Here is a 13,548-nt window from a genome sequence, read left to right on the forward strand (position 1 = left end):
GCGCAATCGGCGTCACTCGACGGTTCCACCACCTGACGTCTCACGCAATCGGCGAAGCACGCTAAGGTTTGAGACTATACCAAGGGCCCGGCGCGATGCATTTTCAAGCCCGCATCATTGCGGGCGCCGCGCTGTGCCCGACTGATCCGCTGGGTGGCATCGCCCTCGCGAATCACGACGGCGGGCGGCTTGGCGTGGCTTGCTGGCGTTCCACGGTCGCGCTAGGACAGGCCATGGCGATGTCCTCCAGCATGTGTATCCGGCCATGACGACCCCGGTCGCCCTCACTATCGCCGGCTCGGATTCGAGCGGCGGCGCCGGCATCCAGGCCGACCTCAAGACATTTGCCGCGCTCGGCGTTTACGGCGCCTCCGTGATTACCGCGCTGACGGCACAGAACACGCGCGGCGTGAGCGGGATTCACGCGGTTCCCGCCGACTTCGTCACCGCGCAGATCGACGCCGTGTTCGCCGACCTCGAGATTGGCGCGGTGAAGATCGGCATGGTGGCCCAGGTCGCCAGCATCGACGCCATCGCCGCCGCGCTGTCGCGCTTGGCGCCGCGGCACGTCGTGCTCGATCCCGTCATGGTGGCGACCTCCGGCGACCGCCTGCTCGCCGCCGAGGCCGTCGATGCCCTGCGCACGGGACTGATACCCTTGGCCTCGGTGATCACGCCGAACCTGCCGGAAGCCGCGGCGCTGCTCGACGAGGTTGTTGCAACGAGCGAAGCCGAGATCGAAAGCCAGGGCCGTCGCCTGCTGGCGCTCGGCTGCCGCGCCGTTCTGATCAAGGGCGGGCACGGCGAGGGCGCCGAGAGCATCGACTATCTGGTCGATGCGAACAACACCATCGCGCTGGCGGCCCCCCGGGTCGCCACCCGCAATACCCATGGCACCGGATGCTCACTGTCGTCGGCCATCGCGGCAGGTCTCGCCAAGGGCGAAGATCTCGAGCGTGCCGTGCGCAATGCCAAGTCCTGGATCAGCGCCGCGATCGAGGCCGCCGACCGCTTCAGCGTCGGTCATGGCCACGGGCCGGTCCACCATTTCCACAGGTTCTACTGACGCGGGCCGTCCGAATGGGGACGGGGGGTGCGCGGCCGCAGTTTCACCGGCACCCGGTGCCCTCCATGGGCGCCCGCTGCGACCCCATGTCGCCTGATTGTCGCATGCGACTGATATTCGCGGGGAGGGCGAGGCGGAACTTGATTCGAATCTGAGGGGCCTCGAGGGTTCACCGGTCATCCCCCTGTCACGGGACATTGTTACAGGCTGGCGCATGGGAAGTTACGATGTGAGTGACGAAAGCCAGGAGCGGCGCTTTCGCACGTTGTTCATCTCCGACGTCCATCTCGGAGCCCGCGGTTCTCAAGCCGATCTTCTGCTTGATTTCCTTCGCTACCACGATGCCGACACGATCTACCTCGTCGGCGACATCGTCGACGGCTGGGCGCTGAAATCGAGCTGGCACTGGCCGCAATCGCACAACGACCTGGTCCAGAAGCTGTTGCGCAAGGCGCGCAAGGGCGCCAAGGTCATCTACATTCCCGGCAATCACGACGAGTTCCTGCGCAACTATTACGGCACGCATTTCGGCGGCATCGACGTGGTCGAGAACACGGTGCACACCGGCGTGGACGGCAAGCGCTATCTCGTCATCCACGGCGACATCTTCGATCTGGTGGTGCAGAACGCGCGCTGGCTCGCTCATCTCGGCGACAGGGCCTACGACTTCGCGATCCAGATGAATCGCCTGGTCAACTTCTTCCGCCGCCTGTTCGGCGTGCCTTATTGGTCGCTGTCGCAATGGGCCAAGCAGAAGGTCAAGAACGCCGTCAACTATATCGGCGCGTTCGAGCAGGCGCTCGCGGCTGAAGCACGCCGCTACGACGCCGACGGCGTGATCTGCGGCCACATCCACTACGCCGTGATCCGCGACGAGGCCGGCATTCGCTACATGAATTGCGGCGACTGGGTCGAGAGCTGCACGGCCCTGGTGGAGCATGACGACGGCCATTTCGAGATCATCACCTGGGCGGATCATTTGCAGAGGCCGGCAGTCGTCCCGCAGGTCGCGGCGAGAGCCGCATGACAAGGACCACATGATGCGCATCCTGGTCGCGACCGACGCCTGGCACCCTCAAGTCAACGGTGTCGTTCGGACGCTGACCAAGCTGGCCGACGCCGCCAGAGGCCTCGACGTCGACTTCACGTTCCTGACGCCGCAATCGTTCCGCACCTTCGCGATGCCGAGCTATCGCGACGTGCGCCTCGCGATGCCACGCCCGGCCCGGATCGCAAAGCTGATCGAGGAGGCGCGCCCCGACAGCATTCACATTGCGACGGAAGGGCCGATCGGACTGATGGTCCGCCGCTATTGCCGCCAGCGCAAGCTGCCGTTCACGACCAGCTTCCATACCCGCTTCCCCGAATATGTCCGTGCCCGCGTGCCCGTGCCTGGCTCGCTGATCTGGCGTGCGCTGCGCCGCTTCCACGAGCCCAGCCGTGCCGTGATGGCGGCAACGCCGGCACTGGCGCGCGAACTCAGCGAGCGTGGGTTCGAGAATGTCGTGCTGTGGCCGCGCGGTGTCGACACCGGCTTGTTCCATCCCCGCGCCGTCGATCTCTGTCTGCCGGCACCGGTGTTTCTCTCGGTCGGCCGGGTGGCTGTGGAGAAGAACCTCGAGGCCTTCCTCGACCTCGACCTGCCCGGAACCAAGGTCGTCGTTGGCGACGGCCCGGCGCGCGGCTCGCTGGAAGAAGCCTATCCCGACGCGATCTTCCTCGGCGAGAAGCACGGCGAGGACCTCGCGGATATCTATGCGGCCGCCGACGTGTTCGTGTTCCCAAGCAAGACCGATACATTCGGCCTGGTGCTGCTGGAGGCGCTCGCCAGCGGCCTGCCGGTTGCGGCCTTCCCGGTGAAGGGGCCCCGCGACGTGATCGGCGATGCGCCGGTCGGCGCGCTCGATCACGATCTGCGCAATGCATGCTTTGCCGCGCTCGAGATCTCCCGGCAGGACTGCGTCGAGTTCGCCGCCAAGTACACCTGGGAGGTCTCTGCGCGGGTCTTCATCGACAGCATTCAGGCCGTCGGGGCGGTGCTGCCGGGCCGGAGCGACGCGGAACGGCCGCGTTTCGTCGCCTAGATCAGGAAGGAACCTCGCGCGGAGGTGTCTTGCCCGGCCTTCATGGGCCGCGATAACATTCCACCATGACCGAACAGCTCCTCCCCATCGGCCCTGCCGATATCGACGCCGCAGCGCGCGTGATCGCGCCTTATGCCATCCGCACCCCGCTGTTGTCCTTTCCCGTGCTCAACGAGCGCGTCGGCGCAAAAGTGTTCCTGAAGCCGGAGATGCTTCAGCGCACCGGCTCGTTCAAGTTCCGCGGTGCCTTCAACAAGGTGTTCTCGATCCCGCACGACAAGCGCGCCGGCGGCGTCGTTGCGTTCTCCTCCGGCAATCACGCCCAGGGCGTGGCGGCCGCGGCAAAGATCCTCGAGATGCAGGCCACCATCGTGATGCCGGCGGATGCGCCGCTGTCGAAGCGCGAGCGCACCAAGTCCTACGGCGCCGAGGTCGTGCTGTACGATCGCGACCGCGACGATCGCGAGGCGATCTCACGCGGTATCGCCGAGAAGCGCGGTGCGACGCTGGTCAAGCCCTATGACGATCCCTTCGTGATCGCAGGGCAGGGTACAGCCGGCCGCGAGATCGCGGAAGACATGGCAGCCCTCGGCCTCAGCCCCGACATCGTGGTGGCGCCGGCCTCCGGCGGCGGCCTGATCGCGGGCGTCGCCACCGCCGTCAAGGCCCGCTATCCGCAAGCCGAGATCGTAGTGGCCGAACCTGAATCCTTCGATGACCACGGTATTTCGTTGACCGCGGGCCACCGCGAGCCGCATCCCCCGGCGGGCCGCACCATCTGCGATGCGTTGATGGCACTGATGCCCGGTGAGATGACGTTCGCGATCAACAGCAAGCTGCTCGCGCGTGGCGTCACTGCATCGGACAAGGAAGTCGGTGCTGCCGTTGCGTTCGCCTATCGCGAGCTCAAGCTGGTCGTCGAGCCCGGCGGTGCCGTCGGCCTTGCCGCGCTGCTCGCCGGACGTCTCGACGTCTCAGGCAAGAACGTCGTCATCGTGCTCTCCGGCGGCAATGTCGACGCCGATCTGTTCGCCGAGCTGGTGGCCTAGTCGTCGCCCGGACTTGTGAAGGATCCGGGCCTGCGCCTGTCGGCGCTTCCCGGACTGAAGGCGTGTAAGGGCTGATATGAGAAAGGGGCAGAGCGTCACCGCTCTGCCCTTCGTTTGTTGGTTCGAACTATCCGCTTGCTTGGTGCGACCTCTCCCGCTTGCGGGAGAGGTCGGCACGCAGCGCCGGGAGAGGGCTTTTCCTCTTGGGGTTGTCCCGTTGCGGAAAGACCCTCTCCCCAACTCTCCCCCGCAAGCGGGGGAGGGAGCGCACCTTCTTCATCGCAGCAATCAGCGCATGAAGCCGCCGCGGCGGTTGCTGCCGCCACTCATGCTCGGCGCCTGGTTCATCGACTGGCGGAAGTTGTTGTTGCTGCTGACCATGCGGCTCGGCATCGTGTTGAGCTGCGGACGGTTGTTCAGCACCTGCACCTTGCTCACCGGATTGTTGTTGGGCTTCACGATGCCGGTGTTGCCATTGTTGATGCGGATCGGGTGGTTCTGCGTCCGAACGGGCCTCACATCGATCTTCGTGCCACCCTTGCCGCCATGCACCGGCATGGTCGCGATCTTGCCCGGCGAGCCGTTCGTCGTGCCGTTGGCATTGCCGGTTTTGTTGCCGCCGTGCGGATTGTTGGTCGCGGGCAGCGTCAAGATCTTACCAATGCCGACCTTGCCGTTGGTCGTGTTGGTCGGTGCAGGGAGCGTGACGATCTTGCCTGGGGTCTGCGTCGGCGCGCCGTTGTGCTGGTTGGGCTGGTTGTTGCCCGAGGGCAGCCCGACGATCGGGCCGCCATTGCCGGGCTTGGCGATGACGCTGCCGTCGACCGGCTTCTGCACCAGCGGCAGGTTGCCACCCATCTGCGCGCCGCCATTGCCCTGCTGCATCAGCGGCATGTATTTGGGCTGGCCCAGATTGCCGATCTTGAAGGTCGGGGCAATGCTCTGGGGAGCCAGGAACTTGGTCGCCTGCATCAGGGGGATCTGCTTCGGCTGCGCCTGCAGCTTCAGCGCGATCTGTGCATAGGGGCTGTTGCCATAGCTGTCATAGAAGCTCTTATAGGCGACCGGCGAATTGGCGAGCACCGCCTTGTGCCAGGCCTGCGAGATCAGGATATTGTTGAGCAGCCAGCGGACGTGGTCGCACAGCGGGTCGTGCGGGTACATCCTGATGAACTCCTGATAATATTCCGGCCGGCCTTCGGACACGACGTAGTCATAGGCCTGGCGGGTCGAGCGGCTCGGCAGATTGGACGCCATCTGCACCACCGGCGCCTTCACCGGCGCACGATTGGCGGCAACGGCGGTGTCGCCGAAGAAGGTGAAGTCGGAGGTCAGCGACGAACTCTCCCACGGGATCTGCGCACCGCTGGTCGTCTGGTTCACCTGCAGCCGCACACGCTTGAACAGCTGCTCAATCGGCACGTTGGGCTCGCGTGCGACGTTCAGGAACGCCTGCGTGTACGGGCTGTGGCCGCCCGTGCCGTCGAGCGCTTCTGCGCCCGGGGCAGTCGAGTAGCCGACGATCGAGCCGTTCGGCGCATCGACGATGGCCAGGCCGCGGCCGGCATCGTTGACCTCAGGGAAGGGATTGTTGCGGCATGCATCGAGAATGACGATGCGCATCCGGCTCGGGATCGTCTCCAGCGTCGACATCACGTCGACGAGGCGCACCGAATTGTTGACGAGATCGGTGGGGTTGGACACTTTCGCGTCCACGGGGACGAGGTAATTCTCGCCGGCGAGCTGCACGCCGTGACCGGCGTAATAGACCATCGCCACCGTGTTCGGACCTCGCGATGCGACCTTGGCGGAGAAATCCTGGACGACGCGCAGCATGTCGTTCTGGGTCAGGTCGGTCGCTGCGACCACTTCGAAGCCGGCCGAGTTCAGGAACTGGGCCATCGATTGGGCGTCGTCGTCGGGGTTCGCAAGCTGCGGCGCGTTCTGGTAGTTCGCATTGCCGATGACCAAGGCGACCCGCTGCTCCGGGCCCTGCACCGCGGTGGGAGCCGGCTGGACCGGGGCGACTTGCGCGGAAACAGGCCCCCAGGCGAAGCCGAACAGGCTCCCCATCAGGCTAACCGTCGTCAGGAAAAGCTTTAGGCGGAACATGGCGTGCTCCTTTGGCACTCATCTCGATGCGAGATTGGTTGCGAGCAAGCCTGGCTGCGTTCGAGTCTATCGTCCGTGATCCCTATCACCATGCTGGCATGCGTGATCTAAATCACGCCGGGAACCTGCTATGGTGAACGACCGATTGGGAGGTGAGTTCGTCACATGCTGAAATCGATCGATCCGGTCCTCACGCCCGACCTCCTTTGGCTGCTCGCCGCCATGGGCCACGGCGACGATCTCGCGGTCGTCGACGCCAACCATCCTGCGGCCCGCATCGCGCAGAGCACATCGTCGCAGCGCCTGATCCAGTTGCCGGGCCTGCAGATGGAGACGGCTGTCCGGGCCATCATGACACTCTTTCCGCTCGACGATTTCGATCCCGATCCGGTCCGCGTGATGATGCCAGTCGATGACCCCGAGCGCGTGCCCGAGGTGCAGCGCGCGGTGCTGGCCGAGATCGAACGTGGGGCCGGACGCGCCGTCGCGCCCGGCAAGCTCTCACGCACGGATTTCTATCGCGCGGCGGCTGCGGCCTTCGGCGTGGTGCAGGTGGGAGACAGCAGGGGCTACGGCTGCTTCCTGATCAGGAAGGGAGTCATCAGCTAGCGCGGCGCATCAGCTCCGAAGGCCAGCCGATTCGGACCAATAGGCCGTCAGGGCCGTTGATGCCCACTTCGTACATGCCCCATTCGCGGTGGCGCAGCACGCCGCCCGGACGGATGATCAGATCTTCGACGCGTGCGGCGATCGCCTCGACGTCTGGCGTGCGAATGAAAATGCCGAAAGGATTATGCTGCGGCACTCGCCATGGGCCGTCGCCAGCTTGCGTGAGATGCACCTCGCATCCCCAGCCGCTCATGATGACATAGCCGGCGTCGCCGCCGGTGCGTGCGAAGCCAAGGCGCTCCCAGAACGGAATCGCCGCGGGAAGATCGTTGTTCGGAATGATCGCGAAGGCGCCGACGCGCGGGAGCTCAGACATGGGTTCATTCCACTTGCAGACGTCCTCACAGCTCGTGCTGTGCCTTGCCAGCCTATCGAGACAGGTCCTTGAGCAGAAGCGGCGAAAGGCCTCGCACTCGAATTTGGGTGGCCTTCTCTCAACCGCCTGTCTATTCTCGATCCATGTCTCGCCCTTTGTGTCTATTCGTTGCTGTCATCCTGTCGTTGCTGCCGGCCGTTGCGCCCGCGGAGCCCGCGCAAAAGCGCCCCAAGCCGGTCTGGAAGGGCTACGGCTTCCTGCCGGGCTATCGCCAGCCGCTGAGCAACAGCATTCCGCTCTACAAACAGAAGGACGCGATGCGGCGCATGTCGCGCGCCGACCGGCGTCACTGGTACATCGACCCGGTTCCGCAATATTACCGATGGAACGGCGAGTGGCATTATTTCGGCCGGCCAGGCTTCAACGGCGGACGCTACAATGGCGGCAGTTTCGGTCCGTGCTGGACGCGAACGCCGATTGGACCGATCTGGAATTGCGGATGATCGGGTAGCGCGCTGCGGCGGATCCGTCGAGAGCGGACGTCCGTTACGAGAAGAACGCGATCTTCTCGGCCTGGGTCATGCGGCGGATCGGGGCGAGCGGGTCGTTGGCTGGCGCGCGGGGTTTTTGCAGAATGCCGCTGGCGAGGATGGTGGCGCCGAGCGACGGTTCGGGCAAAGACGCTGGCAGCGGCGAGGGCATCGGCAGCGTCGCGGTCGGTGCTGCGGCGAATGACGCCGCCGCCGCCATGGCCGGGGCCGGCTGCTCCATCTCGGCCGCGGCCTCCGCAATGGCGTCGGTCAGGCGCGCGAGCGATTTCATCGCGATCGGCGCGTCCGCGGGCTCCTCCGCGGCTGCTGCGACGACTGGCTCTGGCGCGATCGGCTCCGGCAGTGCGGCGGCAACGGGTGTTGCAACCTCCGCCGCAATCGGTTCCGGCGTTGGCGCGACCATCTCGACCGGTTCGATGATCTCGTCGAAGTCAGGATCGGGCGCGGCCATCTCCAGCGCGATGGCGTCGAGGATGGCTTCGTCCTCGGCTTCCGCTGCCGCGTCGAATGCGACCGCGTCGATTGCCTCCGTCAAGACGGCCGGCGGTTCAATCGCCGGCTCTTCAAGCGAGGCGTCCTCAAGCGCGGCACCGTCGGGAGCGACGTTGTCCATAGCGGCTCTTGCAAGACCGAGCTGGCTTTCGGCGACGATCTCCGGCGCGACGGCCGCGTCCGTTGCCTGATCGGCAACGGCGGCAGTTTCCGCGACGCCAGCTGCTTCGACGTCGGGAGCTGCTGCGATCTCCTCCTGCATCTCCGTAAAAGCCACGGGAGCTTCGCTGGCCATCGCCACAGGGGCCGTCTCGACAGGCGCGCTTTCTGCGATGGATGACGGCGGCTCCTGCTCCGGAGCCCGCGCAGAAGATGCGGCCTGCGGCGTAGCGTCGCCGCCAAGCTGCTCGACCCGATCCCTCAGCAGATCGAAGGCCGCCTTGAGCTCGAGGCGGGGATCGATGGTCGACAGCTGGCCGCAGGCAGCCTCGATCGAGGCGAGCTGCGAATCAATGAGATCGCAGATCCGCCCGTCGGCGCCGATCTCGCGCCAGCGCCAGGAGATCTCCTTGATGATGCGCACGCCGCGCGGTATCGGCGCGAGGCTGGCCTCGATCGCCGCGGGATTGGACGCCGCGATCGCGATCGTCTCAGCCTCGCCGATCGCGCGGCGTATCTCGACCAGCGCCTCGGGCAGGCGGTCCTCGACGACGGGTTGGCGCTGTGCCGCCAGGGTTTCCTCGATCTTCGCGACCGCATCGAGCACCATGCGCGTGTCGGCATTGCGGTTGCGCTTGGCATATTCGCCAAGGAACCAGCGGCCGCGCGCGGTCTCCATGAAGGCTTCGCGGATCGCGTCGTAATCCTGCTCGTTCGGCTCGGCCGCGCGGGCAGACATGGGCGAGAGGGCGAATGCTTCGTTGGCCATGACAATCTCGTCGCGCAAATCACCGCGCGTTACTGTAACGATCACCACGATATCGACCGAATCGCAATTGGTTTGATGCAGTCCGAATCACAAATCCCCATCGCGGCAGTGCAGAAGCGGCGATTCGCCGTGAGCCTCGCGGTGTTCTATTCGGCCTTCTTTGCGGTTCTCGGCACGCATATGCCGTTCTTTCCGGTATGGCTGAAGGCGATCGGCATCGACGCGGCCTGGATCGGACTCATCAACGCGCTGCCGGCGATCACGCGCTTCACCACGCTGCCGCAGGTCACGGCCTTCGCCGAAAAGCGACATGCCATCCGCGCCGGCATCATGGTGTCGGTGCTGGCGACGGCGGTCGGGTTTTCGGTCGTAGGCCTGCAGCAGCAGCCGCTGGCGCTGTTCCTGATCTACGCGCTGACCTGCATGATGTGGACGCCGACGATGCCGCTGACCGATGCCTATGCGTTGCGCGGTGTTGCGCGCTACGGGCTCGACTACGGACCCCTGCGGCTATGGGGCTCGGCGGCGTTCGCGGCGGGATCGCTCGCCTGCGGCTATCTTGTCGACCTCATCGCACCGCGCGACCTGATCTGGGTCATCGTCGCCTGGGCCGTCGTCGCGGTTCTCGCCAGCCTGTTGCTTCAGCCGCTCGACGATCCCGGGCGGCGGGCGCCGGAGAGGCACGCCGGCAAGGCGCTGCTGCGCGATGCCGCCTTCTGGGCCGTGATCGCATCGGCGGCGTTGATCCAGAGCAGCCACATCGCCTTCTACACCTTCTCGGCGATCAACTGGCAGCTTCAGGGTCTCAGCGGACTGACCATCGCGACCCTGTGGACGCTGGGCGTGTTGGCCGAGATCGTCGTGTTCGCGCTGTCGCCGCGCTTCTCGCTGCAGCCGTCCACGCTGATGGCGGTCGGCGGTTTGAGCGCCGTTGTGCGCTGGATCGTCACCGCCAGCGAGCCGCCGCTCGCGCTGCTCGCGATCGCCCAACTCGGCCACGGCTTCAGCTTCGGCATGACCATCCTCGGCACCATGAGTCTCCTGGTGCAGCGTGTACCCTCGCATCAGATCGCACGCGGGCAGGGCTATTACGCCGCGTGCAACGGGCTGCTCGGAGCGGCGACCTCGATCGCGTCAGGCGCGATCTACGCGCACATCGGCGACAGCGTCTATTACGTCATGGCCGCGATGGCCGCAGCCGGGGCGCTTCTGATCTGGTCGGCGCGGCACCGGCTCAAGGCTCAGCCCCACAGCGAGGCATCCGGCGGGTAGACCAGGCTGCCGTCATAACGCAGCCCGTGATCGCGGTCGCGCGCCAGCAGCAGGGGACCGTCGAGATCGACGAAGCGCGCATGCGGCGTCACCAGCATCGCAGGCGCCATCGACAACGAGGTCGCAACCATGCAGCCGATCATGATCTCGAAGCCGAGCGCGCGCGCCGCATCGGCCATGGCCAGCGCCTCGGTGAGGCCGCCGGTCTTGTCGAGCTTGATGTTCACGGCGTCATAGCGCTCGCGCAACGGCGCCAGCGAAGAGCGGTCATGCACGCTCTCGTCGGCGCAGACCGCGAGCGGGCGCTTGATCCGCGCCAGTGCCTCGTCCTTGCCGGATGGCAGCGGCTGCTCCACCAGGGTCACTCCGGCTTCGGCGCAGGCGGCGAGGTTGCGCTCCAGATTGGTCTCGCTCCAGGCCTCGTTGGCATCGACAATCAGCTCCGATTCGGGGGCGGCCTTGCGCACCGCCGCGATTCGCTCAGGATCGCCGTCGCCGCCGAGCTTGATCTTGAGCAGCGGCCGATGCGCCGCTTGGGCGGTCGCGGCGGCCATGGCCTCGGGGGTGCCCAACGAGATCGTGTAGGCGGTGGTGCGCTCGCGGGGCTCCGGGCGGCCGAGCAGGTTCCAGGCTCGCAGGCCGGCCGACTTGGCTTCAAGGTCGATCAGGGCGCAATCCAATGCGTTGCGGGCCGCTCCGGCGGGCATGGCAGCCTGGAGGGCCTCCCGCGTCAGCCCGCCCGCGACCGCCTGCTGCATGGCCTGGATGGCGGCCAGCGTCGCCTCGGGCGTCTCGCCGTAGCGGGGATAGGGCACACACTCGCCGCGGCCCGTCAGGCGGTCCTGGCTCACCTCCGCCACCACCGTCACGGCTTCGGTTTTGGCGCCCCGGCTGATGGTGAAGCTGCCCGCGATCGGGAAGCGCTCGATTCGCACCGCCAGACCATGAAATTTCGTGGAAGTCATTTTGAACTCTGGCGAAATCTGAACCTGCTAGTTACCTGTAGCAACTAACATTAACCACTTGGGGATACCTTCTCTGGGTAAGGGCGCGTGCGCAACCATCTGATTTCCTCCGCCCCGGTACGGGAGCGGACATTTTGAGCAGCGATCCGAAGCTGGAACGGATTGCCAAGGGCAACGCACTGGCACTTTGCGCGACCGGAACCTGGACGGCGAGCTTCGCGCCCGTCCTGGAGCGCATGGTGGCGGACGCCGAGAAGCTCGCAGGCACCCCGCAAAGCATTTTCATCGACGTCTCGGAGGTCGCCAAGCTCGACACCTTCGGCGCCTGGCTGATCGAGCGGCTGCGCCGCAGCCTGACCCAAGGTGCCGTCGAGGCGCAGATTGCCGGCCTCTCGGCCAATTATTCCAGCCTCGTCGACGAAGTGCGGCGCGTCCGGGCGACCCCCGTGGTCGACAGCAGCCCGATCACCATCAGCGGCATGCTGGAGCAGATCGGCCGGACGGTGGCCGGCATCGCCGGGACCGTGGCGGGCCTGGTCGACATGCTCGGCGCGGTGCTCGCGGCGGGCTTTCGCGTCCTGGTCCACCCTCGCTCGTTCCGTCTGACCTCGACCGTGCACCACATGGAGCAGGTTTGCTGGCGCGCGGTGCCGATCATCGTGCTGATCACCTTCCTGATCGGCTGCATCATCGCGCAACAAGGCATTTTCCATTTCCGCCGCTTCGGCGCAGACATCTTCGTCGTCGACATGCTCGGTGTGCTGGTGTTGCGCGAGATCGGCGTGCTCCTCGTCGCCATCATGGTCGCCGGACGCTCGGGCAGCGCCTACACCGCCGAGCTCGGCTCGATGAAGATGCGGGAGGAGATCGATGCACTGCGCACCATGGGCTTCGATCCGATCGAGGTCCTGGTGCTGCCGCGCATGATGGCCCTCGTGCTGGCGCTGCCGATCCTCGCCTTCCTCGGCGCGATGGCCGCGCTCTATGGCGGCGGTCTGGTGGCCTGGCTCTATGGCGGCGTCCAGCCGGAAGCCTTCCTGCTGCGCCTGCGCGATGCCATCTCGATCGACCATTTCATCGTCGGCATCGTCAAGGCGCCGGTCATGGCTGCCGTGATCGGCATCGTCGCCTGCGTCGAAGGGCTCGCCGTGCAGGGCAGCGCGGAATCGCTCGGTCAGCACACGACGGCGTCGGTTGTGAAAGGCATCTTCTTCGTCATCGTCATGGACGGCATCTTCGCCATTTTCTTCGCCTCGATCGGGATGTGACCATGGTCGGGGAAATCCAGGATCCCATCATCCGCGTCCGCGGCATCACCGTGCAGTTCGGCGAAACGCGCGTGCTCGACGGGCTCAATCTCGACGTCAAGCGCGGCGAGATATTGGGCTTCGTCGGCCCCTCCGGTGCGGGCAAGTCGGTGCTGACGCGCACCATCATCGGCCTCGTGCCGAAGGTCGCAGGCTCCATCGAGGTGTTCGGCGTCGACCTCGATTCCTCCAGCACATCGCAGCGCCGCAACGTCGAGCGGCGCTGGGGCGTGCTGTTTCAGCAGGGCGCGCTGTTCTCCTCGCTGACGGTCAGGCAGAACATCCAGTTTCCGATGCGCGAATATTTGCGCGTCTCGCAGCGGCTGATGGACGAGATCACCATGGCCAAGCTCGCCATGGTCGGTCTCAAGCCTGAAGTCGCCGAGCGTTTCCCCTCGGAACTTTCCGGCGGCATGATCAAGCGCGTCGCGCTGGCGCGCGCGCTGTCGCTCGATCCGGATCTCGTCTTCCTGGACGAGCCGACCTCGGGCCTCGATCCGATCGGCGCCGGCGATTTCGACGAGCTGGTCCGGACCCTCCAGCGCACTTTGGGGCTGACGGTTTTCATGGTAACGCACGATCTCGACAGCCTTTACACAGCATGTGATCGCATCGCCGTTTTAGGGAACGGTAAGATCATTGCGGCAGGGTCGATCGCCGACATGCAGGCCTCGCAGCATCCCTGGCTGAGGCAGTATTTCCATGGCAAGCGCGCCCGCGCGGTCATGAGTTGAGTA

The 13,548-nt window shown here is 65.8% G+C and carries 13 protein-coding genes; 9 read left to right on the forward strand and 4 right to left on the reverse strand.

All coding sequences use genetic code 11. From position 1 onward, the window contains the following. The first annotated feature begins 265 nt into the window (after positions 1–265). The 4 genes from thiD (at position 266) to ASG57_RS22265 (ending at position 4,199) form a co-directional block, all read left to right on the forward strand. Positions 266–1,066, forward strand: a complete 801-nt coding sequence (thiD, locus tag ASG57_RS22250) for a bifunctional hydroxymethylpyrimidine kinase/phosphomethylpyrimidine kinase (RefSeq protein ID WP_024342917.1) — start codon at positions 266–268, stop codon at positions 1,064–1,066. A gap of 214 nt (positions 1,067–1,280) precedes the next feature. Continuing rightward, a complete protein-coding gene (locus ASG57_RS22255) occupies positions 1,281–2,093 on the forward strand; it encodes a UDP-2,3-diacylglucosamine diphosphatase (protein ID WP_024342918.1) in 813 nt (270 codons plus the stop codon). Between the two features lie 13 nt (positions 2,094–2,106). Next, on the forward strand, positions 2,107–3,150 hold the full coding sequence (locus ASG57_RS22260) for a glycosyltransferase family 4 protein (RefSeq protein WP_057197535.1): 1,044 nt from the start codon (positions 2,107–2,109) through the stop codon (positions 3,148–3,150). Between the two features lie 65 nt (positions 3,151–3,215). Further along, on the forward strand, positions 3,216–4,199 hold the full coding sequence (locus tag ASG57_RS22265; RefSeq protein WP_057197524.1) for a threonine/serine dehydratase family protein: 984 nt from the start codon (positions 3,216–3,218) through the stop codon (positions 4,197–4,199). A gap of 288 nt (positions 4,200–4,487) precedes the next feature. On the opposite strand, the gene ASG57_RS22270 is transcribed toward ASG57_RS22265, so the two are convergent. Beyond that, entirely contained in the window at positions 4,488–6,311 is a 1,824-nt protein-coding gene (locus tag ASG57_RS22270; RefSeq protein ID WP_057197526.1) for a caspase family protein, read from the reverse strand. A gap of 165 nt (positions 6,312–6,476) precedes the next feature. Between ASG57_RS22270 and ASG57_RS22275 the strand changes: the two genes are divergently transcribed. Next, positions 6,477–6,920, forward strand: a complete 444-nt coding sequence (locus tag ASG57_RS22275) for an RbsD/FucU family protein (RefSeq protein ID WP_024342922.1) — start codon at positions 6,477–6,479, stop codon at positions 6,918–6,920. On the opposite strand, the gene ASG57_RS22280 is transcribed toward ASG57_RS22275, so the two are convergent. After that, a complete protein-coding gene (locus ASG57_RS22280) occupies positions 6,913–7,296 on the reverse strand; it encodes a VOC family protein (protein ID WP_024342923.1) in 384 nt (127 codons plus the stop codon). The genes ASG57_RS22275 and ASG57_RS22280 overlap by 8 nt on opposite strands. Before the next feature lie 143 nt (positions 7,297–7,439). On the opposite strand from ASG57_RS22280, the gene ASG57_RS22285 reads away from it, so the two are divergent. Further along, the gene (locus ASG57_RS22285; protein WP_028146112.1) at positions 7,440–7,799 is read left to right on the forward strand and encodes a hypothetical protein; all 360 of its coding nucleotides are present in this window, start codon (positions 7,440–7,442) and stop codon (positions 7,797–7,799) included. Between the two features lie 43 nt (positions 7,800–7,842). On the opposite strand, the gene ASG57_RS22290 is transcribed toward ASG57_RS22285, so the two are convergent. Continuing rightward, positions 7,843–9,267 (reverse strand): hypothetical protein, encoded by a 1,425-nt coding sequence (locus ASG57_RS22290; protein ID WP_057197528.1) that lies wholly within the window; start codon positions 9,265–9,267, stop codon positions 7,843–7,845. 75 nt (positions 9,268–9,342) lie between these two features. On the opposite strand from ASG57_RS22290, the gene ASG57_RS22295 reads away from it, so the two are divergent. Then, entirely contained in the window at positions 9,343–10,539 is a 1,197-nt protein-coding gene (locus ASG57_RS22295) for an MFS transporter (RefSeq protein ID WP_024342926.1), read from the forward strand. On the opposite strand, the gene dgcA is transcribed toward ASG57_RS22295, so the two are convergent. Next, entirely contained in the window at positions 10,509–11,504 is a 996-nt protein-coding gene (gene dgcA, locus ASG57_RS22300; RefSeq protein WP_024342927.1) for an N-acetyl-D-Glu racemase DgcA, read from the reverse strand. The genes ASG57_RS22295 and dgcA overlap by 31 nt on opposite strands. Positions 11,505–11,638: 134 nt before the next feature. On the opposite strand from dgcA, the gene ASG57_RS22305 reads away from it, so the two are divergent. Both ASG57_RS22305 and ASG57_RS22310 read left to right on the forward strand, forming a co-directional pair. Beyond that, positions 11,639–12,772 carry an MlaE family ABC transporter permease gene (locus ASG57_RS22305; RefSeq protein WP_024342928.1) on the forward strand — a complete coding sequence of 378 codons (1,134 nt, stop codon included), beginning with the start codon at positions 11,639–11,641 and terminating at the stop codon, positions 12,770–12,772. 2 nt (positions 12,773–12,774) lie between these two features. Then, positions 12,775–13,545, forward strand: coding sequence for an ABC transporter ATP-binding protein (locus tag ASG57_RS22310; RefSeq protein ID WP_024342929.1), 771 nt, complete (start codon positions 12,775–12,777; stop codon positions 13,543–13,545). The last annotated feature ends 3 nt before the right edge of the window (positions 13,546–13,548 follow it).

This window comes from Bradyrhizobium sp. Leaf396 (assembly GCF_001424605.1).
In the GTDB taxonomy this organism is placed as follows: Bacteria; Pseudomonadota; Alphaproteobacteria; order Rhizobiales; family Xanthobacteraceae; genus Bradyrhizobium; species Bradyrhizobium japonicum_C.